A 23,469-nucleotide genomic window follows, 5' to 3' on the forward strand; every position below is an offset into this window, starting at 1 on the left:
TGGCTCCCCGAGCGCCCCGAAGTCCTCTCTCCTGTCTGGGCGTGCGAGCGTCATGGCCCTCGGAGTGGAAACGCGGCGCGCTCGTTTGAGGCACCAACCTCCCGGAGGGATGACACGACGCGTCACGTCATGTGTGCCTTCTTGTGCATATGACGGACGTGCTACGCCGCAGACTGCCGTCTCCTCAACATCCAGAGGTCTCCATCATGAGGAAGCTGTGGGTCGTCGGGGCGTTCGCCCTGGGCATCACTGCGTGCGAGCAGTCCGTCATCGAACCCCCCCCTACTGATCTCGTGGTCGCGCAGTTCGACCCCGCGGCAGTGCCCCCCATCGTACCGACGCCGAACGACCTGGCCATCAACCCGAAGACAGGTCTGGTGGAGGCCCCCGTGGACCCCAGCGCGCCCCCCGCGCAGCAGGAGTTCACGCGCGACTACCTGAACACGCTCGATGGATTCCCCACGTCGGCGGTGGCCGGCACCGCCATTGCCGACGTGGACCCCGCCACGCTGAGCCCGAGCAGCGTGGTACTGCTGGATTTGAAGCCCGAGGCGAAGCTTCCGGCAGTGACGCCGGTGCTGGGCTATGACTCGCAGAAAGGCCTGCTCACCGTGACGCCCCCGGCCTCGGGCTGGCCGAAGGGAGGCCACTACGCGGTGGCTGTCATTGGCGGCGCCAATGGCGTGAAGGGCACCGGAGGCAAGAAGGTGGTGGCCTCTCCCGCGTGGGCGCTGCTGCGCTTCCCCACCCCGCTCGTCTCGTGCAAGGAGGGCGTGGAGCGGACCCCCGACACCTGCCACGCCACCACCAACGTCATCCCCTCCACGGAGAAGGACGAGCTCATACGCATCAAGGACCAAGCGGCCACCGCGCTGCGGCTGGAGGCGCTGCGGGTCCAGTACGCGCCGGTGCTCGATGCGCTGGAGGCCAAGGGCATCAAGCGCGACGACGTGGCCCTCCTGTGGACGTTCACGGTGATGAGCCTGCCGGAGGTCGTCTTCGATCCGGACCACAGCGTCGTCCCCTTCCCCTTCGACCTGCTCCGGGACTCCACCGGGACCCACGTGGAGCTGCCCATCCCCGAGAACGCTCCGGCGGAAGTAAAGGCGCTCTACCAGGGCCTGAACCAGTTGGATGGCTTCTCCACCACGTCGCCCATCGTGTCGGAGAACAGTGACACGCGCGGCGCCATCGACGTGGGCAAGCTGGATGCCTCGCTGCTCACCGCCGCCACGCGCTTCCTGCGCGTCACCGCGACCGGCGCCGTGCCGCAGCCGGGCGTGGACGTCTGTCTGGATTGCAAGAACAGCAAGAAGGCCGATGGCACCACCCCCACCGACAATCCCTCTCAGCTCCAGTTCGTCCCGCGCCTGCCGCTCAGCGAGCGGACCACCTACGCGGTGGTGCTCACCTCGGGACTGAAGAACGAGCAGGGCAAGCGCGTGGTGCCCGCGGGAGCCTTCGCGCTGCTGCGCTCGAGCGCGCCGCTGGTGGATGCGAGCAAGAAGAGCCTGGTGTCCGGCGTGACGGATGACCAGGCGCTCAAGTTGGAGGCGGGACGTCAGAAGCTCAAGCTGCTCATCGACGGGCTGGTGGCCGGCGGCATCCCGCGCAAGGACCTCACCCTGGCGTGGGCCTTCACCACGCAGAGCACCGTGAGCACGCTGAAGGCGCTGCACAATCTGCCCACGGATCTGGGCGCCGACCCGCGGCTGCCCGACGCGCCGAAGTTCCTGGTCGATGCCAGCTCCACGTTCTTCCCCAAGATTCCGCACGACCACATCTCCAAGGTGCTCCAGGGAGAGCTCGTGGTGCCCTTCGCCCTCACCGGGCCTGGCGGAATCCTTCCGCCCAATCTGCTGGCCACGAAGGACGCGAACCTGCTGCGCTACGACCGCGTCCCGTTCCTGCTGGTCCTGCCCTCCTCGACCGCCCCCGCGGCGGGCTATCCGGTGACCCTGTTCGGCCACGGCCTGCGGGGCAACCACCAGCATGTGCTGGCCATCGCCGACACGCTGGCGGCCACCGGACGCGCTGTCATCGCCGTGGACACGGTGAAGCACGGACAGCGCAGCATGTGCGTGGGCTCCGCGGTCCTGTTCCTGCCCAGCATCCCCACCGCCACCGATGACTTCGCCTGTGCCGACCCCACCAAGCAGCGCTGCGACAATGAGCCGGCCAGCCCCACCTACGGCCGCTGCATCGCCCGACCCGGCGTTGCGCGCGAGCCCTGCATCCACACCGACGCGAAGGCCGATCTCACCTGCTCCGCCTTGGGCCAGGGCCGCTGCCTGGCGGACGACACCTGCGAGGGCGGTACCTTCCGCACCAACACCTCGGACGGCTCGGTGACCATCTCCGGCTGGAACATGTTGGATCTGCAGAACTTCTTCGTCACCCGCGACAACTTCCGCCACCAGGTCATCGACCTCGCCCAGGTCGTCCGCGTCCTCAAGGGCGACGCCATCGACGAGCAGCTGACAGCGCTGGGCGCCCCCACGCTGGACGGCACTCGCATCGACTACGTGGGAGGGAGCCTCGGCGGCATCCTCGGCACCCTCTACACCTCGGTGTCTCCGGACGTGCACCGCGCGGTGCTCAACGTTCCGGGCGGGCGCCTCACCCAGCTCCTCGACGAGGCCACCGCTTCCGACTTCGTGAACATCCGGTCGATTCTCTATTCGACGCTCGCCTCCAAGCAGATGCCCCAGGGCAGTCCGGCTTTCGACACCTTCGTGCGCAGCGCGCAGTGGATCCTCGACCCGGGGGATCCCGTGAACTACTCCTGGTACGTCAGCAACGGCGCCGGCATCCCGGCGGATCGCGAGGCCCTGGTGCAATACATCACCCGCGACAAGGTCGTCCCCAACTCCTCCACGCTCGCCCTCATCAACGCGGCCAACGCGCGCGGTGGCAGCTCCAAGCTGCTGACCGTCACGCCATACGACCCCTCTGATACCGACCTCCCCGGGGATTCCCGCCATGGCTTCCTGATGAACAACGCCAATCCCTCCGTGACGCAGCAAGCGCAGCTCGAAGTGTTCAACTTCCTCACCAAACCGTAGTCGGTCACCGCGAGAAAGGACTCGCGTCGCGTATGAAGAAGACACTCACGGTCGTGACACTGCTCGCCGCCGGCGTCAGCCAGGCGGCGGGTCTCACCATCGATACCCAGAGCGGCCGGGCCACCGGCATGGGCTCGACGGGGGTGGCGAGCTCGAAGGATTCCTCGTCCATCTATTACAACCCGGCGGGCATCCTGGGAGTGAACAAGCTCGATGCCCAGATCGGGGACTCGCTGATCATCGTCCACCTGGGCTTCACTCCCGAGGGTGGCACGAAGCAGACCCAGACCACGCCGTCCCCTCCGTTCTACGGCTACTTCGCCTACAAGCTCAGCGAGCAATTGGCGCTGGGGGTGGGTGTCTTCACGCCCTATGGAGCCAACCTCAAGTGGCCGGATGACTTCGTGGGGCGGCAGTTCGCCAAGTCGTCGAAGCTCGTCACCTACGACATCAATCCGACGGTGGGCTTCGCGCCGCTGAAGTGGCTGCGGATTGGAGCCGGCGCGCAGATCATCTACGGCACGGTGGATGTCGAGCGCGCGCTCGCCTTCGGCACCACCGAGGGCTCGGTGAAGCTGTCGACCAACGACTGGGGCTTCGGCTACAACGTGGGCGTCCAGGCGGACGTGCTCCCGGGGATGCTCACGCTCGGCGCCACCTACCGCAGCTGGGTGAAGATGAACACGCAGGGCACCGCGGACTTCACCGTGCCGGCGCCGTTCTCCGCGGCACTCGTGGATCAGCCCGTCAAGCTCGACCTCACGATGCCCGCCACCTTGGGGCTGGGCGTGTCCTTCACCCCCATGGAGAAGCTGACGCTGGCCGTCGACGTCAACTGGGTGGACTGGTCCACGGTCGATGAGCTCGCCTTCCGGTTCCAGACCACCCCCACGCTCGACCAGCCGTTGCCCAAGAACTGGAAGGACAAGTGGAACTTCCACATCGGCGGAGAGTTCAAGCCGATGCCCAACCTGGCGCTGCGCCTGGGCTTCATCTACGACCCGACGCCCACCCCCGAGGACACGCTCACGCCGGACCTGCCGGATGCCACCCGCCTGAACTTCACGGCGGGCATTGGCTATGAGCACTCCCACGCCCGGGTGGACCTGGGCTACCACCTCGTCGTGCTCCAGGAGCAGCGCAGCACCTTCCCGTTGCTGCCCGGCACCTACGACGGCCTGTCCCACGTGATTGGACTGTCGGTCGGTTACTCGCTGTAACACGCCTGCCCTGCTAGAGGGCATGGGGCAGACACCGGGGCCCGGCACCGACGATGTGCCGGGCCTCGTCATTTCTCAGGAGAGGTGGACGGACGTGAGCCGCCAGAAGCCCGGACGCAACGACCCCTGCCCCTGCGGCAGTGGCAAGAAGTACAAGGCCTGTCATGCCGCCGAGGACCGGGAGCGCGAGGCCGCGGCGCCGCCTCCGGCTCCCGCGCAGCACCCGCTCGCGAAGGATCTGCAGGCGGCGATGGACATGCTCGGAGAGGCGGACCTGACGCGCGTCTCCGAGACGTTGGACACGCTCGGAGCGCTGCTGACCCGATGGGGCCCCGCCCCGGGCCTGCGCTTCGATGCCGGGGCCTTCAACACGTATGTGTCCCGCGAGCTCGAGCGTCTGGAGGAGGCCGTCGAGAGAGACCCCGCCCAGGCCCGGAACGCGCTGAGGTTGGGCACCGTGCGCGAGCTGGGGACGCGCGCGTTCCTGGAGAAGTTGCGCTCCACGTTGCTGGCACGGGCTACCACGCCCGGACTCTCGTCGGAGGAGCGGCAGGCGCTGTGCCTGGGCGCGCTGCTCGCCTCCACGCCGAAGACCGGCCGCTTCCAACCCGAGGACCGGCCCGTGCTGGACGTGGTGTTCGGCGTCCAGTTCCGCGAGTGGGGCGCCCGCCACGGGCAGGAGCTGGCCTCGAAGCTGGAGACGCTCGCGGCGACCGCGGACCTGCCCGACGAGGCGCGCGAGGTACTCCGTAAAGCGGGCGAGGGAGAGATGGCGCCGCTGGTGAAGTACGTGGAGTCAGACCCACGGCTCGCCGCGCGCATCGCCCAGGAGGCCAAGGAGCGCGCGGAGCGGGTGGAGGCCGCGATGCGCCAGGCCGACACGCCCTCCGTCTTCGCGCCCGAGGAGCAGGTGTGGCTCACCAGCGTCCTCTGGGAGCCGCTGAGCGCGCTGAAGGCACCGGGCCTGGACGCCAAGGCCCGGAGCGCGGCGGTGTCGTCCTTCCTGGGAGCGATGAGGCGCGCGCTGGACTCGGACAAGGAGTTCCTCGCGGGCATGCTGGAGCGGCTGCGCATCCTGTCGAAGGACGCGACGCTCAGTGAGCTGACGCTCGCCTTCTACAGCGACGCCGCCGTGGCCTTCGAGGCGGAGCCGGTGCGCATGGTGCTCGCCGCCATCCTGACGTCCCGCGGCGAGCCCAAGGCCCGCTCGGCCGAAGAGGAAGTCTTGCGCGCGGACCTGGAGGCCAAGACGCGGTGGACCGCCGAGGACCTCGAGCCCTATCGCAAGCTGCTCGAGGACCAGCGCCTTCCCAACGCCGCCGAGCGCATCCACCGCGCCCAGGAGTGGCTGCGAGCCCACCCCATCGCGATGTGATGGCCCTGGGGTGCGTCACCTCAAGGGAAGGTCGCGCAGCTCCCCGCATTCGGGAGGCAGTAGGGATTGGTGACGCGGTCCTCCGAGTAGTAATACCCAGGGCAGCACTTGTAGCCAGAGGCGCACGAGCCAATGGAGAGCGTGTCGCGATAGGACTCAGCCGCGACGCGCCCGTCCTTCACTGGCACCTCGACGGGAGGAGCACCGCACTCCGGACGACAGGTGCCCTGGACGCAGGTGTATCCAGCGGAACACGTATACCCACTGGCGCACGGCAGCAGCTGCTGCTCCACCTGGGAGAGCCCGTCCTCGCCAGTCTGCAAGTCGGTGGTCCCTCCGCACCCGAGCAGAGAACCCAGAGCCAACGCCACGGTGATGCCAAGACCCCATGCGGTATGTCTCATCACGTTGCATCCTCCTGATGGGCAACCCATCTTCATGGGCAACCTGGATGCAATTGTACCACGGGACATCACCGTGGCGCAGCAGGCCTCCGCGTCAGGGCGCCGCGCGCTCGAACACGAGGAAGTACTGGTGCGGGAGGAAGTCGTGCGTCAGGGCCTGCCGATACCCCGCCGCCTCCATTTCCTCCCGCACCTGCCCGGGCGTCAGCTTGTTCTCCCGCGGCGGCCCCTTCTCCGAGTCCTCGCGGTAGTCGATGACCGCCACCCGCCCACCGGGCCTCAGCTTCTCACCCAGCCGCTTGAGGTAGGCCACCCGGTCGCCGATGTGATGGTACGTGTCCACGATGAGCACCAGGTCCACCGGCTCCGGCAACTTCGAGTCCGCCGGCTCGCCCAGCACCGCGACCAGGTTGCTCAAGCCCTCGTGCTTCGCGCGCTCGCCCAGGTAGCGCGTCATGTCGGGCTCGATGTCCACGCCATACACGCGCCCCTGCGGCACCGCCCGCGCCAGCCGCACCGCGAAGTAGCCCGTCCCCGAGCCGATGTCCGCCACCTTCGCGTCCGGCGCGAGCGCCAGCGCCTTCACCACCTCGTCGGGCTTCTGCCACGTGTCACGCGCGGGGTCATCGAAGCGCTTCGCCCACTCCTCCGCGTCCTCGAAGCGATGCGGCATCGCCCCGTGGTGCGCTCCGTGGCCATGCTGTGTATGGGATTGCTCGCCCGTGGCCGAGTGGTGCGTGCAAGCGGTGGCCGCCAGGAGCACCGCGGTGAGGAGTGGGTACAGGGTTCGGCAGGTAGGAACGACGCTCGGGTTCATGAATGCCTCCTTGGGGGGCGCCGAGCGTAGTCCCGAGCGATGCTCAGGGCTCGGGGAAGATGAGCAGGCCTCGCGAGGTATCGACGACGTACACGTATCCGTCTCCCGGCACCCGCATGCCGATGGCCCCTTCGTAGAAGCTCTCCCCCCGGCCCGGATCTTTCTCCCGGTAGGTGTTGTAGTACGCCACCTGCTTCGGGTTCTCCGGCTCCGACACGTCCAGCACCCGCACGCCATGCTGGTAGTGCGCGATGTAGAGCCGCTCGCCCTTCAACACCATGTTGTGGATGGACGCGTTCTCCTCCAGCTTGAACTCGCCCACCCGCCGCGGGCTCGCCGGGTCCGTCACGTCCAGCACCCGCAGGTGCGCCCCCCAGTTCTCTCCTCCCTCGAACGCGATGAGCCTGTCCCCGAACTTCCCCACCGCGTTCGCATGGCTCGTCGCGTACGGGTACGAGAACCCACCCAGCTTCTTCGGGTGCTCCGGGTCGCTCACGTCCACGATGAGGTACCCGCTCGACCAGTGGTTGATGTACAGCCGCCCCTCGAAGGCCAGCGCGTCATGCGGGTAGCCCACCACCGAGGTGTTCCCAGCGGCGCCCGTCTCCATGTACTCGCCGAGCAACCTTGGAGCCGTGGGCTGCTGGATGTCGAAGATGAGCGTCTTCGGCTGCGGACCCGGTGACATGGCGTACAGCCGGTCCCCCTCCACGAAGACGGTGTGCACGTCGATCTGCCCCATCCCCGGCACGCTGAGCAGCTGCTTCGGGGCCGCGGGCTCGGAGATGTCGAAGACGATCACCCCCGAGCTCTGGCTCGCCACGTAGAGCGCGTTCCCCTTCGCCCAGACGCCGTTCCAGTAGTTGTCCGTCGGCAGGCTGATCGTCGTCTTCAGCACCGGCGCCGACGGGTCGCTCACGTCGAACACCGAGAGGCCGCCTCCCTCGTTCCCGTTGCGGATGGACACCACGTACGCATGGCCGTGGGTGACGTAGACGTCCACGGGCAGGCCCGGCTCCACGAAGGACTCGGACACGAGCCGCAACCCGGATGCCTCCGACTCCCCCGCGCGCGGCTCCCACTTCACCGCCATGAAGGTGCCCACGCTGTTGAGGCTGCCGTTGCGGCAGTTGGCATAGCAGCCATACAGCCGGTTGCCCTCGGCGCGGCAGCCCACCAGCGAGTAGCGCATCGTGACGGTCGAGGACGTCTTGCGCGTGCTCGACAGGTAGAAGCCGTCCGAGGCCAGCCGCCGCTCCGTCGGCGGGCCTCCCCGGAAGGAGTCGAGGCTGCCGTCCGCCGAGGTACGGAAGGAGCCCACGCCGATGAAGGGCGTCTCGTGCTCGGTCCGGTACACCAGGGTGTAGATGCCCCGCGACACGCCGGCCAGCGAGGCCTTGTCGCACCCGGAGAGGTTGAAGAACGATTCGTCCCCACAGGCGATCGCCGTGCTGTCGAACGTCGTACACGCGGCGTAACGGCCGATATCCTCCCAGTCCGACTGCGAGTCGGTGACGGAAGGCGGAGCCGGTTCCTCCTTGTTGCAACCGGACATCACCACGCTCGAGGCGGCAAGCACGGCCCAGGCGCTACGCATCCATCTCATGTGAGCGGTCCTTTTCATGACACGGGGCGCCCACGATACCGCCACACCGTGCGGGGTGGAGACCGGCCTCCGCGCATGCCCGGAGAACGAGCGGGCGGAGCCCACATATCGAGTCCTCTCCGCCGGGCCCCGGTATACCGTGCGTGCCACGACGTTTATCGTGCGGGCTCCGCCCCCGGAGTGTTTCCTCATGAAACTCCTGACTTCGCTCTCCCGCGGCTGGATGCTGGTGCCGCTCACGCTGCTGGCCCCTCCTGCGCTCGCGCATCTGGGATATCCCGATACCACCAGCGTCACCCTCCGCCGTGAGCACCCCGAGGACATGTTCCTCGGCGCCACCTTCGGCGCGGCCGTCTCCCACGACAGCGGGAAGACCTGGAGTTGGATCTGCCCCGAGGCCATGGGCTACGGCGGCTGGCGCCCCGAGGCCTTCTTCTGGCAGCCCGACGGCACCCTGCTCGCGGCCACCGGCGCGGATCTGCTCCGCTCGCGCGATGGCGGCTGCACCTGGCAGACGCACCCCTACTTCAAGTCCCGGGGCCTGTGGCCCATGGGGCTCGCGTCTCCCGAGTCCACCCCCTCGCGGCTGTGGGTGTCGACGGGCCGCGCCGCCACACCCAACGGCCTCTTCCGCAGCGACGATGGCGGCGAGACGTTCACCGCCACCTCCCTCCAGAGCAACACCCCCGACACGAGAGACAACTCCGTCTTCACCTCCGTGAAGGTGGCGCCCTCGGACACGCGGCGCATCTACGTCTCGGGCAGCACGCCCAACGGCCTGCGCCTCTACCGCAGCGATGACGAAGGTGTCACCTGGGAGGAGATTCCCCAGCCCTTCCCAGAGTTCACGGACACGCGGCCGTACGACCTGTTCGTCCTGCGGGTGGCCGATGACAACCCGGATCATCTCTGGGCGCGCGTCTCCTGGCAGGGCTGGACGTACGTGATGGAGAGCAAGGACGGAGGCCACACCTTCCAGTCCGTCCTCCACCCGGAGAACCAGACCCACGACGGCACCGATGAGTCCCTCATCGGCATCGAGGTGTCCGCCGATGGGAAGACGCTCTGGGTCGCCACGCCCACGCGCCTCTTCCGCGTGCGGGAGGGAGACACCGCCGCCACCCTGCTCTCCCTGCCCGACGGCAACGCCTGCGTGGAGCGCAAGGGCAACCTCCTCTACGTCTGTGGTGCCAGCCGCGTGCACGACTGGGCCCTGGCCACCACCACCGACGAGGGCGCCACGTACACGCCCCTCTACAACCTACCCGATACCAGGCCCCCCACCTGTCCCGCCGGCACCCCGGGGCATGACATCTGCCGGAACTTCTGGCCCCAGTTCGCTCCCACCATCGGGGCCGACCCGACCCTGACCGAGCCGGAGCCAGACGCCGGAACGCCGGACGCTGGCCCCGAGCAGCCTCCGGCCCCGCCCAAGAAGTCCGGGTGCTCGGCCACCGGAGGCCTGGCGCCCGCAGCCGCCTTCCTCGTGCTCACCACCCTCCGCCGCTCGCGGCGGCCCAACCCGGAGAAACACCGCGCATGAACGTGAGACACCTGAGCATCACCTGTGTGGCCACCCTCGCCCTGGCCACCTCCGCCTGTACCTCGGAGACCACCGAAGAGTGCGCGGAGCCCCTCTACGCCGGCAAGGCCACCGACGAGGCCTGGCACGCCATGGTGGACGTGAAGTCGAAGCCCATCGACTCCTCCCGCGCCGTCAACCTCCTCTCCCCCACCTCGGGTGAGGTGTACCCGGCCGATGCCACCCCGCCCGCCTGGGAGTGGACCTCGCCCCTGCGCGCCTCGCTCATGCGTCCCCAGCAGGGCGCGCTCGCGCTCGAGGCCGCACCCCGTCCCTCGCGCTCCCTCACCGCATGGCTCGGGGACCTGTTCATCCCCACGGCCCACGCGCACCTGCCGCCATACACGGGTGACCTCTACTGGGTGGAGGTCTCCACTCCTGGCAGCACGTGCCCCGTGGTCCAGGTGCTCACCTCGGAGCTGTCCTGGCAGCTCGACGCCAACACCTGGGCCGAGCTGGGCAAGAACGCGGGCAAGGACCTCACCGTGCAGGTGATGAGCGCCTACCTCGTGCAGAACCGCGTCACCGAGGGCCCCTACCGTCTGGACCCGCCGCGCACCTTCCGCCGGAGCGCGCAGTGAGACGCCCCCTGCTCGCGCTGCTCGCCCCGCTCGCACTCGGGGCCTGCACGACGAGCTCCGACACACCGGAGCTCGACTTCTCCATCGACCAGCCGTGGCCCTCGGGGCCCGAGCTGCCGCCGATGGGCAGCGGGCGCGTCGTCGTCACCAACAGCATGGACGACACCGTGAGCCTGCTGGACCTCGACACGCTCGGCTCGCCAGACTGGGCCGAGCTGGCCCGCGTGCCGGTGGGGCTCAACCCCGTGGAGCTGGAGGGGCCGCACCACTCCGCCATGTCCCCGAGCGGGGATTACTACTACGTGGGCCTCTCCTACTTCGTGCCCGGCGCCGGCTCGGGTCCGCACGGGGCGCATGGCACCGGCACCGCGGACGGCTACTGCCTCAAGCTGGATGCGAAGGACAACCGGCTGGTGGGCTCGGTGCGCGTGGACCGCAACCCGGGCGACCTCATCATCAGCGCGGATGGCCGCACGCTGTACCAGACCCACTTCGACCTGCTGAAGATCACCGAGGCGGCGGCTCGCGGCGAGACCGACGAGCGGAAGATGGACGCGCGCCTGGCCATCCTCGACGCGGACACCCTGGCGCGCAAGGCGATGGTGCCCGTGTGTCCTGCGCCGCACGCGGTGCGCCTCTCCCCGGACGAGAAGCGGGCCTATGTCGCCTGCATCTCGGACGAGGTGGCCGTGGTGCAACTGGATGACGAGAATCATCCCGTCACCCACGTCCAGGTTCCCAACCCGGGCACCGCCCTGGCGCCGAAGCACGAGCCGTACGCGCTCACCCTGTCGCCCACGGATGGCGCGCTGTGGGTGAGCTCGCTCAAGAGCCGCACGGTGCACTACCTGGACCCCGAGTCGCTCCAGATGGTGCCGTCGCGGGCCATCTACGGCCTGCGCGGCTCGCCCATGTTCGGCGCCGTCAGCGCGGATGGCCGCACGCTCTACATGCCCTACCAGACCGTCGAGGCCGTGGCCGTCGTCGACACCGCCACGTCCGCCGTGAAGCGGGAGATTCAACTCTCCCCCGCGGGCTGCCTCAACGTGCACCAGTTGGAGCTGACGCCGGACGGCCAGCACGCGCTGGTGGTGTGCGAGGGCGACCATCGCGGCCCGGGCACGCTGCACGTGCTGGACCTGGACGCGGGCACGGTGGTGAAGACGGTGCCGATGGGAATCTTCCCGGACTCTGTGGGAATCCTCCGGAGGAAGCCATGAGGTGGTTGGGATTGGGAGCGGTGCTGCTCGTGGTCGGCTGTGGCCCGACGCCCGCGGCGGAGTACGGCGAGGAGCTCTTCGGCGATTCCAAGCTCTCGGAGAGCCAATACAACACCTTCTCGTGCGCCACGTGCCACTCGACGGCGGCCACGCCTCCCCAGGGCAAGGTGTACGCGGGCCTCTCGCTCCACAACGTGGCGTCCCGTCCCCACTGGTGGGGCGGCTACGAGACGAACCTGCTGGATGCGGTGAACTTCTGCTACACGGCCTTCATGCGCGGCGTCACCCCGCTCACGCCGGACGACCCCAAGAGCCGCGCCCTCTACGAGTACCTGGTGAGCATCAGCCCGGACGCACAGGCGCCCGCGCAGCCCTTCACCCTCGTCAAGGACATCACCGACGTGCCGCGAGGCAGCGCCGAGTGGGGCGCGGACGTGTACCGCGCCGCCTGCCAGGACTGTCACGGCGAGGCCCACACCGGCAAGGGACGGCCCAGCAAGCTCGCTCCCATCCTCCCCGAGGTGGCAGCCGACTACGGCGTGGCCTTCCCCGGCGTGGCCCCCGGACTCGTCTTCATCGAGAAGGTGCGCCACGGCCGCTTCTTCGGCGTGGGAGGGAACATGCCCCTCTATGCCCGTGAGGCCTTGTCAGACAAGGACCTGGGCGCACTGCTGGCGTATTTTGAACTCTAGGTCCAGACACAAACCTCACCACTGCAATTCTTCAATGACGGCGGCCCGGCGAACCTCACGCCGGACTGTCGATATGACAATGAATTTCATGGTAAGAAAGCAGGAGCACCGCAATCCCCCGTCACCCGGCGAGCAATGAGTGACACGCGCGGTGGAGGACCGAATGAACAGCACTTCGACGGCGCAGTCGTCCCCAGGGTTTGTCGCACAAAGGGAACTGGAGCAGCGTCTGGCCGTGGTGGGGCCCAAGGACACCACGCGTGGCTTCCTCTTCAGCGCCGCGCTGGAGCTGGTACGGAGCCAGGCGGACGCGGAGGGCCTGAAGCGCTGTGTGGAGGCGGCCGGCAACAGCAACTTCACGGCCTTCTTCTCCTACCCCGTCACCACCCTGCTCAAGCTGAGCTACGCGGCCTCGCGGGAGCTGAGCGGCAAGTACGGCGGCTTCGACGGGGCCATGCAGCAGCTGGGCTTCCGCGCCGCGCCGCGCTTCCTCGAGTCCACCACGGGAAAGATGCTGCTGTCGCTGGTGGGCAAGGAGCCCAAGCGGCTCATCGACAGCATGCCCACCGCCTACAAGACGGCCTGGGACCATGGCAGCTGCTCGCTGACGTGGAACGGGCCCAAGAGCGGCCGGCTCGCCTACACCAACGTCATCCCCGTCCAGTACTTCGCCGGCTCGGTGCTGCAGATCCTCTCGGCCGCGCAGCTCAAGGGCCAGGCCATCGGCAAGCAGCTGAGCCTGACCGAGTCCACGGTGGACTTCTCCTGGGAGTAGGCGCTCCCGGCCCCGCGTGCGTGGCTCACGCCACGCGCGACTTCGGGGAGATGGCCTCGGCCTCGCCGCCCTCCTGGTAACGCCCCGTCTGGATGGACCAGTCCACGTTGGCGCGAATCCAGCGGCGCACCCCCGACACCAGCGTGGCCACGTTCGCGTCGTGCTCGCCGAACGAGGGCAGGCTCGTCTCCAGCTCGATGAAGCGCCGCACCGCCGCGTCGTGCATCTCCACCGCCCTGTCGATGGCCTCCTGGAGCGGCAGCCCGTGCTGCTTCTGGATGGAGAACACCAGGTTGGGGTGGAAGTCGTCCTTCAGGTCCTGCGCCAGGGAGAACAAGTCATTGGCCCAGGCAATCACGTCCGTGGCCGTCTGGATGAGCTCCGCGATGGCCGGGTGTGACAGCACCGACTCGGGCAGCAGGAAGCCCTCGATGGCCTCCACCTGCGTGAAGCCCATGTACGTCCCCACCGACAGGCGGCGCAGTTCAATATACGTGTCCACGTCCAGGCACACGCGCTGGCTGCGCACCTCCGCCTCCCAGATGGTGCCCTTGAAGTAGCAGTGGCAGGAGTGGATGAAGCGCTCCATCCACTCGGCCGGCATCCGCTCGGAGATGCGCTCGCGGATGCTCGCCAGCAGCCAGAGCAGCGGCGGCGCGTCGTGGTACGGGATGGCTCCCTTCAGCACCGCCAGCGCCATCTCGCTCTGCTGGCGCACCCACTCGGCGGGCACGTCCCCCACGTCCACCTGATCATCCCACGAGAAGTTCCAGATGAGGAAGTCGAGCGCCGCTCGCATCGCTTCCTTGGTCGCGCCCGGGTGGCACCGGCCCAACAGCACGGGGAAGTGGCTGCGCTGCAGCTTCCGGAAGACCGAGTGCTTCGCATGCACTCCCAGGTACTTCGCCCAACGCTCCAGCGCCTCGCCCTCGATGTCATTCATGAGGGGGTTCAGCTCCTGCGGGAATGGGCAGTACAGCTTCGGAAGATGAAAGGCATCCATGATGATCCCCCACAACGAGCCGCGGCTCCGACTCGAAGAGACACAGTGCAAGGCACGGACCCACGTCCCGGGTCGTCTCAAGACACACAACCGGGATGGGCCGCGGCGCACGACTTCAGAGGGAGGAGTGCGTAGAATTCCATCTGGGCTTTTGTGGCATTCCATCTTTCTCAGGTTTTTCGGGTAGGTCACTTTGACCCCCCAGGTCATCCGCGCCCCGCCCCCGGAGTGAAAAGCCTTTGCTGGAAGTTTCCAGACGCACCAGCGGCGATCTCCAGCCGCCATGTCATGTTTGCGTTCTGAGTACCTGCAGTGACGTCCTGGCCCTACCTGGCGTGTGGGAAGAGGGCTCAACGGAAGGACCGGTAGGTGCGCCGCGACCCGGCCCGGAGCGGCGCCGGACGGGGAAGCGCTGAGTCCGCGGGGCCCAGGCGATAGACTTGGAGCCGCCATGCGCTACTTCGGAGTGGAAGAGGCCAACCGTCTCATCCCGCTGCTCACTCGCACCTTCGAGCAGGTGCGTCCGTGGGTGGCCCGCGCCCACACCCTCGTCCGCGAGTTGGAGTCACTCCAGAGCGCCGGCGCCGGACCGGAGCGCATGGCGCCCCTGCGCGCCGAGCGCGACGCCATCCTCGAGCGGATCCACTCCGAGCTGGTGCAGTTCCAGGACCTGGGCGTTGAAATCAAGGCCGCGGATGGCCTGGTGGACTTCCATGCGCTCAAGGGCGGGCGCCCGGTGTACCTCTGCTGGCGCTATGGCGAGCCGGCGGTGTCGCACTGGCACGAGCTCGACGGGGGTTTCGCGGGACGGCAGCCCATCGTCCATGCCCACGACTTCGCCCCCTCCTATCTGAGCTGAGCCGCTGCGCCCGGGCCACCGCGCTCCAGCCTCCTGGCAACCGGGGCCCCACTTCCCTGCCCGTCTTCTGCTGCGGTTCCTGTCCCGGTGGGCGCTCCCTACCTTCGCGACAGGTGACTGAAAGACACAGCGGACGAACCAGGAGGCAGGATGCGGACCTACAGCTTCGATCATTTCATGGCGGACAAGCCGGAGCCCACCGTGGCGAACGCCGGCGGCGCCCGGCAGACGCCTCCAGTGGAGGAAGCGAAGGGCCAGGTGCCCCCCTCGGAGGAGGGCCAGCTCCACTACGGCCGCCAGCACGCGCGGACCGCCGAGCTGTACCGCAAGCACCGCGAGGAGCGGGAGCACGTGCGGCAGCAGGGGGGCGCCGGGTTCCAGGAGGAGCCACGGAGCGCGGAGGCTCCGTCCCAGAAGGCCCGCGCGGAGCCCATCCTCCATGACAAGGAGGACGTGGAGGACCACGAGGCCCCCAAGCCGGACGCGCGCGGACTCGAGAACTGGAGGGAGCTGGCGCAGCAGGCGGTGTCGAGCGTGCTGCAGGCCGCCAAGGAAACCGCCCGGGGCCGTCCTTTGGTAGGAGCGCGCAAGCTGGCCGGGGACACGGTGTCGGGCGTGCTCCGGGTGGCCCGCGAGGTGTCCGCCCGGACGAGCCGTTCGTCCAACGCCAGGCAGAAGGGCGGGAAGAAGGGACCAGGCAAGAAGCGCCAACCCTGAAGGGCCACCCTCGACCCGCGCACCGTCCATCCCCACCTTGGGGAAAAGTCGCACCCGGAGGAATCGCATGTTCCGACCCCTGACCGTGCTGGTGACCGGAGCCACCGGAAAACAGGGCGGCGCGCTGGCCCGCCTGCTCCTCAAGCGGGGACACCGCGTGCACGCCTTCGTCCGCTCCCCTGGCTCACCCCAGGCGAAGGACCTCGAGGAGCGTGGCGCGGAGCTCGTCTCGGGAGACTTCGACGACCCGGACAGCCTCGAGCGCGCCATGCAGGGCGTGGATGCCGTGTACGCCATGGCCACCCCCTTCGCCGCGGGCGGCCTCGAGGCCGAAGTGCGCCACGGCCGCCACCTCATCGACACCGCGAAAATCACCCACGTGCGCCACTTCGTCTACTCCTCGGTGGCCGGCGCGGACCAGAACACCGGCATCCCCCACTTCGAGACGAAGTTCGTGGTGGAGGAGCACCTGCGCCGCAGCAGCCTGCCCTACACCATCGTGGCCCCCGTCTTCTTCATGGAGAACTTCGTCGGGCCCACCTTCACCGAGCGGCTGCGCGAGGGCGTGCTGGCCATGCCCCTGCCGCGCCACCGCGGGCTGCAAATGATTCCCACCGCGGACATCGCCGCCTTCTGCACCCGGGTGCTGGAGTGGCCCGATGAACTCTTCGGCCGGCGCATCGAGATCGCCTCCGATGAGGTGACGGGCGAGCAGGCCGCCGCCCTCATCTCCTACGTGAGCGGGCACAAGGCGCGCTACGAGGAGATTCCCCTGGAAGCCCTCCGCTCGCAAAGCGAGGACGCGGCGCGCATGTTCGAGTGGTTCCAGCGCGAGGGCTACCACGCGGACATCGCCGGGCTGCGCCGGGACTACCCCGAGGTGGGTTGGCACACCTTCGAGGACTGGGCGCGCCTGCAGGACTGGGACACGCTGCTGGGACCTCCCTGGCGAGGCCCCACCGCGGCCGAGCCCTCGCTCACCTAGTCCGTCCACCGGGCAACCACCATCCGCCCTCGCGCACGCGTCCGGACCCACTCCTAGCTTTTCAGCAGGAGAGTCCCCATGCGTGCGCATGTCTCGTGGCCCATGCTCGCGGCGCTGCTGCTCGCCGCGGGTTGCGTAACCGAAACGACGTTGCAACCCCTTCCGTCGGCCCCCACCACACCCTCAGGTGCGGCCAAGGCCGAGGCCAATGGTGTCCTGCTTCTGGCCAATGGGCGCGCCTGGCACGGCAATCCTTCCGACCTCGAGAGCATCGTCGTCCCGGTGTTGGTCCACATCGAAAACCAGAGCGGCCGGGCCCTGCGCATCCAGGCGAAGGAGTTCGTGCTCGAGGGCAGCTCCGGATTCCAATACTCCGCCCTCTCGCCCTTCCAGCAGCGTGAACAAGGCCTCGCCATGGGAGGCTCGGGCGTGTACGGCCACGCATCGCTGTCCGTAGGCGTAGGCCTGGGCTACGGCCCGTGGGGGTATGGCTACCCGGGCTGGTGGGGGCCAGGCTGGTACGGCGGGTTGGGCTGGGGGCCGGGCTGGTATGGCTACCCGGGCTGGTACGGGCCCTACTACTGGACTCCTCCGGAGCCGCTGCCCACCCAGGACATGGTGCGCAAGGCGTTGCCCGAGGGCACGTTGAAGCCTGGCGGCAACGTGACGGGCTTCCTCTACTTCCAGAACGTGGGCAATAGAGAGGGCCAGGTCACCCTCCAGGCTCGCCTGGTGGACGCGGACACCGGAGAGCAGTTCGGCACCGTCTCCATCCCCTTCGGCGTGCACTTCGTGCACTCCGGCTAGTGCAGCAGCGTGGGGCGCTCCGTCAGTGGCATCGGCGGGTGCGGCAGCAGCGAGTCCTCGCCGATGAGCCCCACCTTGCGGCGGATGGCCTCCCCCTTCAGGGGCAGACCGAAGAGCGGACCGAAGAGACAGACGTCGAACGCTCCGGCCAGCAGGGGCACCAGCCCCACCAGCGCCAGCGCCCTGCCCCGGCCGGAGCTCGCGGACAGCCCCCCCACCACCAGGGACGCGCCCGCCAACATGCGCGTCCAGCGTCCCGTCCTCGAAGCCATGAACCCCACCATCATCACGCACCTCCAGGCCCGAGGAAGATGGACATGCGTGGGCAGACGACACCATCGTCCCTCGGCCGCTCGCCGCCTGCGTGCACCGGCCAACCCTCCGCGCGAGCCTGGCCGCTCGCCGGGTGCCGGGCGGGTTCCACGTCCCTAGCTTGGATTCCGGGGCCGGTGCCCTCGGCCCCTTCCGAGGGAAGAGGAGCGAGCACATGGTGGAACGTTCGGAGCTGCACGAGGGGATGACGGTGTGGACCCACCGGGGCGAGAAGCTCGGTCATGTCATCGAGGTGACGGACGAGGAGCTCATCGTCGAGAAGGGGCTGCTCGTCTGGCGCAAGGACTACTCCGTGCCGCTCGATGACGTGCGGGAGGTCATCGCGGACGAGGTGTACCTCAACCATGGTCCGGACAGTCTCCTGTCCGGCCCCCGGGAGATTCCCCGCCCGGCCCGGCGCACCACGCACTGAGGGGGAGCGCCCGCGCGTGGACGGGGCTCAGACCTCGAAGTCCACGCGCTGCACCGAGTCGTCCGTCCGCGCGCCCTGATAGACGTGCCAGGCGGCGACCAGGTCCTGGAAGGGCAGGCCCACCGCTCCGAAGATGGTGACCTGCCCCGCGTCGCTCCGCCCCCGCTTCGTGCCGGCCAGCACCTCGCCCAGCTCCGCGTGGATGAACTCCTCGCCGAGCCCCACCCCCGCGGGCGCGCCCATGGCGAGGTTCAACGTGCGGTGGTCACAGAAGAAGGTGGACTGCCGCAAGAGCCCGGCGGAGACCTCGGCCTTGCCCGGCTCGTCCGCGCCCAGCGCGGTGATGTGCGTGCCGCCCCTCACCATCCCCGGATAGAGGAAGGGCTCGCGCGAGGGCGTGGCGGTGATGACGATGTCCGCGTCCTCCACCGCCTCCTCCACCGACATGGCGGGCCGCACCGGTAGCTTCAGCGTCTGGTACATCCGGTGGGCGAACTCCACGGCCCGCGCCGCGTCCACGTCATAGACCCGCGCGTGCTCGAGGCTGCGCACCAGCCGCAGGCTCTTGAGCTGCAGGGAGGCCAGGGCCCCCGCGCCAATGAGGGCCACCCGGGCGGCGTCCTCCCGGGCGAGCACGTCCGCGGCCAGCGCGCCCACCACCCCGGTGCGCAGCGCCGTGAGGTGCGCCGCGTTCATCACCGCCAGCAGCGCGCCCGTCTCCAGGTCATACAACTGCACCACGCCCTGGATGGCCGGAGTGCGGCCGGGAAACTTCGCATGGACCTTCACGGTGTAGGCGGGGATGCCGGGCAGGGTGCCGGGGAAGACCACCAGGGCGGTGCCCTTGTCATGCAGGGGCGCCCGGGCCCGCTGGGGCTCCACCGTGCGCTGCACGGAGTCCGCGCGAAAGGCGTCGCGCATCTCCGACAGCAGGGTGAGAGTCGTCATGTGACGGATGACGTCGGTGCGGTTGAGGAGGAGCGTGCTCATCTTCTCCCAACCTAACCCTTCCCTCCCCTTCCGGGTGGACGGACCGGAGCTTGGTGGAGCGAACGGGAACCCGCCCCTCGGGGAGGGACGGCCGGGGCATGGAGCGTCAGGGCGCACCGCCGCGAGACGAGGGGTTCGCCGGGCGCCTCCCGGCCCCTCTCTCCAGGATCGCTGGTACGAGGCTGCGGCCCTCCGCCATGAGCAGTCTCAAGGCTGGCGACGGGAGGCAGCCTTGAGGGAGCGCGCTCATGGGGGATCAGGATCCACCTCAACCGCACCGGGACTCGCGACCGGAGCCGGGTGAACAGCACCGACTGGCGGACTTCCTCCGGCGGCACCGGGAGGACATCCTCTCGGACTGGCAGCAGTCCCTGCGCTTGCGCCACCCGGAGCAGGACCCGGGCGGTGCATTGCTGCGCGACCACATGCCCCAGTTCCTCGACCGGCTGGCGGAGGCGGTGGAGCACCCCCACGGCGAACAACCTCCCCAGCAGCTCCAGGCCATCACCGACGAGCACGCCCTGCAACGGCTGGAGCTGGGATATGAGCCGGGAGAGGTGGCCCTGGAGTACGGCCTGCTGCGCAGCTGCATCCTCCGGCGGCTGGAGCGCGACAACTACTGGCCGACCTTCACCGAGCTGGAGCTGCTCGACGAGGCCATCGACCAGGGCGTCATCCACGCCATCACCAGCTACGCCCAGGTGCGCGAGCGGATGCTGCAAGCGCTGGAGCGCGTGTCGCAGGCGGCGCTCGAGAGCGAGGACGTGGACACCTTCCTGCCCAAGCTGCTGAAGGTGTTGATGGAAGTGGATGTGGCGGTGGACGCGGCCTCCATCCTCCTGCGCGAGGGGGAGGACCGGTTGCGGGTCCGTGCGGCCGAGGGGCTCGGAGCCGAAGAGGGAATGGCGGCGAACTATACCCTGCGCATCGGCGAGGGCCTCACCGGCAAGGTCGCCGCCGAGCGCCGCCCCCTGACCCTGCGCTCGGTGTCCAACCATCCGGACCTGGCGTACGACGTCATCCGCAGACTCGGCATCCGCGCGGCCTACAGCGTCCCACTGCTGCACGGGGAGACGCTCGTCGGCGTGGCGCACATGAGCTCGACCACCGTCTATGACTTCAGCGAGTCCGACAAGCTGCTCTTCCGCGCCATGGTCAACCGCGCCACCGGCTTCATCGTGCAGGCGGAGCTGGCGCAGCGCGAGCGGCTCGCACGGGCCGAGGCCCAGAGCTCGCTGGCGCTGCTGAACACGCTGCTGGAGGCCTCGCCGGTGGGCATCGGCTTCGTGGACCGGGAGCTGCGCTACCTGCGCATCAACGAGACCCTGGCGGAGATCAACGGCCACCCGGTGGCCTTCCACCTGGGGAAGACGGTGCGCGAGGTGCTACCGGGTTGGATTTCCGACACCTACGAGCCCCTCTTGCGGCAGGTGCTGGCCACGGGCCAACCGGTGACCAACCACGAATTCGTCAGCAAACCCCGCGACGGCACCGGCCCGCCTCGCCATTGGTTGGGCAACTACTACCCGGTGCGCGCGGAGAACGGCGAAGTGCTGGGGCTGGGCTGCGTGGTGGTGGACATCACCCGGCAGAAGGCGGTGGAGGCCGAGCTGCGCCACTCGGGCGAGCTGCGCGAGCAGCTCATCGCGGTGCTGGGGCATGACCTGCGCAACCCGCTCAACGCCATCACCGCCTCGGCCTTCCTGCTGCAGCGGACCGAGGACCTGAGCGCGGGAGCCCAGCGCGCGGTGGAGCGCATCCGCAACAGCGCGGGGCGGATGGCGCGGATGCTCAGCGACATCCTCGACTTCGCGCGCAGCAGCATGGGCGGCGGCCTGCCCGTGCACCGCGAGCGGGTGAACCTTCACGACATCTGCCGGAGCACGCTGGAGGAGCTCCAGGTGGCCAACCCGGGCCGCCGGCTGGAGCTGGACGTGCAGGGAGACGGCGTGGGGTGCTGGGACGCGGACCGGCTGGCGCAGGTGGTGGGAAACCTGGTGGGCAATGCCTTGCAACATGGGCGGCCGGACACACCCGTACGCGTGGAGGTGAGGGACGCCGGGAGCGACGTGTACCTCCACGTCCACAATGAGGGAGAGCCCATCCCCCCCGAGCTCCAGGCCATGCTCTTCCAGCCATTCCGGCGCGGCACCACCGGCAAGGCGGCCACCCGCAGCGTGGGGCTGGGGCTCTACATCGTCCGGCAGGTGGCGCAGGCGCACGGGGGCTCGGTGGAGGTGCACTCCGCTCAGGGAGAGGGAACCACCTTCACGGTGCGCCTCCCACGAGGCATCACCGGTGGCGAATCAAAAACAGACCCCTGGTGAAAGATATGAATGTCATTCCCGTTACTTCGCCGGCGGAGTGAGCGCCAAGGAGTGGAGGGCCTCGGCGACCATGCGGGCGGTGGTGTCGAGGTTGTCGAGCGAGATGGACTCGTCCGGGGCATGGCCCGTGTAGAGGTCGCCAGGGAATGCGGGGCCGAAGTCGACGGCGCGAGGGAAGAGACGCGCGTAGGTACCACCCCGTACGGAGATGGGCTTCGCATCCGGGACGTTGCGGTGCCGCTTGTAGATGTCGAGCAGCGTGGTGACGAGCGGCCCCGAGGTGTCCGCCACATGCGGATCCCCCACGTACCGGCCCCCCTCACCGCCCTTCACTTCCTTCAACTCCTTCACCCGGCCACCGGTCTCCTGCGTGAGCCGGGCCGCGGCCTCGTCGAGCGAGGCATTGAAGGCGGCGGCGTCCCGGCCCTGGGGCCGGCGCATGTTGATGCCCAGGCCCACCTTGCCATCCTTCACCCGCAGCACCGTGGGCGCGACGAGCAGGCGGCCCATCAGCTCATCCTGGTAGGCCACGCCCAGCTTCTCGCCCCAGTGGTCCCCATCGAAGCGGCTCGCCACCACGCGCAGCATGGCCTCGATGCCGTTGGGCTCCAGCGGCAGCTTCGCGGCGACGGCGGCCAGGTCCCACATCGCGTTGGACCCCTCCTCCGCCACCGAGGCGTGCACCGCCTTGCCATGCGTGGAGAGGACAATCTGGGTGCCCTCCTGCTTCACCTCGGCCTGGAGCGAGGGACGCGCCTGGCGCACCGCGGCCACGGCCTCATTCACGGCGGCGAGCGCCTTCTCCGGCGCGAGGCCCGCGGGCTCCAGCTTCAGCACGGCGGCGCCGGGCACCTGGGTGAGGAACTCGCCGGCGGTGACGTCCACCGCGCGCATCCGTCCCGCCGTGGGCTGTGCGGGCGGAGCCCCGAGCTCGGCCTCGAGCTGCCACGCGACGAAGCCGCACTGCGCGGCCACCACCGGGAAGTTCGAGTCCACCGAGATGACGTGCGTGGGATGCGGCTTCTGCGCCTCGGCGTACTGGCTCATGCCGCGCCAGTCGCTCTCCTCACCGTTGCCGATGACCACGAGCACCTTGCCCTGCTGGGGGCTGAGCCCCAGCTCCTTCGCCAGCGCGAGCGCCACGAGGGTGGAGGCAAGCGGGCCCTTGTCGTCCTCGACCCCTCGGCCATACAGGCGGCCCTTCTCGACGTAGGGCTCGAAGGGAGGCTTCTTCCATTCGTGCGCGGGCGCGGGGACGACGTCGCCGTGGAAGATGAGCCCCAGCCTCGGCTCGCCCTCGCCCCAGGACAGTTCGACTACGTCATTGTCCCCCACAGCACGGAAGCCGAGACCATGCTCGCGTGCCCACTTCTCCAGGAAGCGGCCCATGGCGGCGAGCTCCGGGCCCTTCACCGCGGACGGCTCGCTGCTCACGGTCTTGAAGCGCACGAGCGACTTCGTGAGGTCCACCACCTCGTCGAGCGCGCAGGCCTTGACGTATTCGGCATAGCGCTCGGCGGGGGACTTGCCCTTGAGGGCCTTGTCGGAGAAGCGGGCGGCACGGGCCTTGGGCGAGCCCTTGCAGCGGGCATCACCCGCGAGGGCGAGGGAGGGAAGCAGGAAACAGAGGGCGGCGAGGAGTCGGGTTCGCATCGCGCCCCGGTTTACACCCGGGAGATGACAGATGTCCCGGGCCCCC

Annotated in this window: 21 protein-coding genes; 14 read left to right on the forward strand and 7 right to left on the reverse strand. The window is 68.9% G+C overall.

What is annotated here, in order from left to right; translation table 11 throughout:
• Positions 1-206: 206 nt before the first annotated feature.
• From DAT35_RS14900 to DAT35_RS14910, 3 genes are all read left to right on the forward strand, one after another.
• Complete coding sequence (locus DAT35_RS14900; RefSeq protein WP_108067648.1) at positions 207-3,065, forward strand: hypothetical protein; 2,859 nt, start codon at positions 207-209, stop codon at positions 3,063-3,065.
• A gap of 32 nt (positions 3,066-3,097) precedes the next feature.
• Positions 3,098-4,285, forward strand: coding sequence for an OmpP1/FadL family transporter (locus DAT35_RS14905; protein WP_108067649.1), 1,188 nt, complete (start codon positions 3,098-3,100; stop codon positions 4,283-4,285).
• A gap of 94 nt (positions 4,286-4,379) precedes the next feature.
• A complete protein-coding gene (locus DAT35_RS14910; RefSeq protein ID WP_199242892.1) occupies positions 4,380-5,660 on the forward strand; it encodes a YecA family protein in 1,281 nt (426 codons plus the stop codon).
• A gap of 20 nt (positions 5,661-5,680) precedes the next feature.
• Here the strand turns inward: DAT35_RS14910 and DAT35_RS14915 are convergent, their stop codons facing one another.
• The 3 genes from DAT35_RS14915 to DAT35_RS14925 form a co-directional block, all read right to left on the reverse strand.
• Positions 5,681-6,064: a hypothetical protein gene (locus tag DAT35_RS14915; protein WP_108067651.1), complete on the reverse strand. Its 384-nt coding sequence runs from the start codon at positions 6,062-6,064 to the stop codon at positions 5,681-5,683.
• Positions 6,065-6,158: 94 nt separating this feature from the next.
• Complete coding sequence (locus DAT35_RS14920) at positions 6,159-6,881, reverse strand: class I SAM-dependent methyltransferase (RefSeq protein ID WP_108067652.1); 723 nt, start codon at positions 6,879-6,881, stop codon at positions 6,159-6,161.
• 43 nt (positions 6,882-6,924) lie between these two features.
• Positions 6,925-8,487: an LVIVD repeat-containing protein gene (locus tag DAT35_RS14925; protein WP_233261485.1), complete on the reverse strand. Its 1,563-nt coding sequence runs from the start codon at positions 8,485-8,487 to the stop codon at positions 6,925-6,927.
• A 190-nt stretch (positions 8,488-8,677) separates the two neighbouring features.
• Here DAT35_RS14925 and DAT35_RS14930 point away from each other — a divergent pair, with 190 nt between their 5' ends.
• The 5 genes from DAT35_RS14930 to DAT35_RS14950 all read left to right on the forward strand — a co-directional run bounded on the left by DAT35_RS14930 (position 8,678) and on the right by DAT35_RS14950 (position 13,337).
• Entirely contained in the window at positions 8,678-10,030 is a 1,353-nt protein-coding gene (locus DAT35_RS14930) for a sialidase family protein (protein WP_108067654.1), read from the forward strand.
• Positions 10,027-10,650 carry a hypothetical protein gene (locus DAT35_RS14935; RefSeq protein WP_108067655.1) on the forward strand — a complete coding sequence of 208 codons (624 nt, stop codon included), beginning with the start codon at positions 10,027-10,029 and terminating at the stop codon, positions 10,648-10,650. The genes DAT35_RS14930 and DAT35_RS14935 overlap by 4 nt, the downstream gene beginning before the upstream one ends.
• Positions 10,647-11,870, forward strand: coding sequence for a YncE family protein (locus DAT35_RS14940; protein ID WP_108067656.1), 1,224 nt, complete (start codon positions 10,647-10,649; stop codon positions 11,868-11,870). Before DAT35_RS14935 ends, DAT35_RS14940 begins: the two co-directional genes overlap by 4 nt.
• Positions 11,867-12,562: a c-type cytochrome gene (locus DAT35_RS14945; protein ID WP_108067657.1), complete on the forward strand. Its 696-nt coding sequence runs from the start codon at positions 11,867-11,869 to the stop codon at positions 12,560-12,562. The genes DAT35_RS14940 and DAT35_RS14945 overlap by 4 nt, the downstream gene beginning before the upstream one ends.
• 163 nt (positions 12,563-12,725) lie before the next feature.
• Positions 12,726-13,337, forward strand: coding sequence for a TIGR02265 family protein (locus DAT35_RS14950; RefSeq protein WP_108067658.1), 612 nt, complete (start codon positions 12,726-12,728; stop codon positions 13,335-13,337).
• A gap of 25 nt (positions 13,338-13,362) precedes the next feature.
• Here DAT35_RS14950 and DAT35_RS14955 read toward each other — a convergent pair whose 3' ends face one another.
• On the reverse strand, positions 13,363-14,280 hold the full coding sequence (locus DAT35_RS14955; protein ID WP_146209719.1) for a hypothetical protein: 918 nt from the start codon (positions 14,278-14,280) through the stop codon (positions 13,363-13,365).
• Positions 14,281-14,791: 511 nt separating this feature from the next.
• On the opposite strand from DAT35_RS14955, the gene DAT35_RS14960 reads away from it, so the two are divergent.
• The 4 genes from DAT35_RS14960 (at position 14,792) to DAT35_RS14975 (ending at position 17,708) form a co-directional block, all read left to right on the forward strand.
• On the forward strand, positions 14,792-15,199 hold the full coding sequence (locus tag DAT35_RS14960; RefSeq protein WP_108067660.1) for a DUF2203 domain-containing protein: 408 nt from the start codon (positions 14,792-14,794) through the stop codon (positions 15,197-15,199).
• Between the two features lie 150 nt (positions 15,200-15,349).
• Positions 15,350-15,916 carry a hypothetical protein gene (locus tag DAT35_RS14965; RefSeq protein ID WP_108067661.1) on the forward strand — a complete coding sequence of 189 codons (567 nt, stop codon included), beginning with the start codon at positions 15,350-15,352 and terminating at the stop codon, positions 15,914-15,916.
• Between the two features lie 67 nt (positions 15,917-15,983).
• Positions 15,984-16,901: an NmrA/HSCARG family protein gene (locus DAT35_RS14970; RefSeq protein ID WP_108067662.1), complete on the forward strand. Its 918-nt coding sequence runs from the start codon at positions 15,984-15,986 to the stop codon at positions 16,899-16,901.
• Between the two features lie 78 nt (positions 16,902-16,979).
• Positions 16,980-17,708, forward strand: coding sequence for a hypothetical protein (locus DAT35_RS14975; RefSeq protein ID WP_108067663.1), 729 nt, complete (start codon positions 16,980-16,982; stop codon positions 17,706-17,708).
• Here DAT35_RS14975 and DAT35_RS14980 read toward each other — a convergent pair.
• Positions 17,705-17,980: a YgaP-like transmembrane domain gene (locus DAT35_RS14980; protein WP_233261486.1), complete on the reverse strand. Its 276-nt coding sequence runs from the start codon at positions 17,978-17,980 to the stop codon at positions 17,705-17,707. The two genes, DAT35_RS14975 and DAT35_RS14980, sit on opposite strands and share 4 nt — an antisense overlap.
• A 215-nt stretch (positions 17,981-18,195) precedes the next feature.
• Between DAT35_RS14980 and DAT35_RS14985 the strand changes: the two genes are divergently transcribed.
• On the forward strand, positions 18,196-18,453 hold the full coding sequence (locus DAT35_RS14985) for a hypothetical protein (RefSeq protein ID WP_108067665.1): 258 nt from the start codon (positions 18,196-18,198) through the stop codon (positions 18,451-18,453).
• Between the two features lie 27 nt (positions 18,454-18,480).
• Here DAT35_RS14985 and DAT35_RS14990 read toward each other — a convergent pair whose 3' ends face one another.
• Positions 18,481-19,443, reverse strand: a complete 963-nt coding sequence (locus DAT35_RS14990) for an ornithine cyclodeaminase family protein (protein ID WP_108067666.1) — start codon at positions 19,441-19,443, stop codon at positions 18,481-18,483.
• Positions 19,444-19,691: 248 nt separating this feature from the next.
• Between DAT35_RS14990 and DAT35_RS14995 the strand changes: the two genes are divergently transcribed.
• On the forward strand, positions 19,692-21,770 hold the full coding sequence (locus tag DAT35_RS14995; RefSeq protein ID WP_108067667.1) for an ATP-binding protein: 2,079 nt from the start codon (positions 19,692-19,694) through the stop codon (positions 21,768-21,770).
• A 21-nt stretch (positions 21,771-21,791) separates the two neighbouring features.
• Here DAT35_RS14995 and DAT35_RS15000 read toward each other — a convergent pair whose 3' ends face one another.
• Positions 21,792-23,423 (reverse strand): Sapep family Mn(2+)-dependent dipeptidase, encoded by a 1,632-nt coding sequence (locus DAT35_RS15000; protein WP_108067668.1) that lies wholly within the window; start codon positions 23,421-23,423, stop codon positions 21,792-21,794.
• Positions 23,424-23,469: the final 46 nt, after the last annotated feature.

It is taken from the genome of Vitiosangium sp. GDMCC 1.1324, from assembly GCF_003044305.1.
GTDB lineage: Bacteria > Myxococcota > Myxococcia > Myxococcales > Myxococcaceae > Archangium.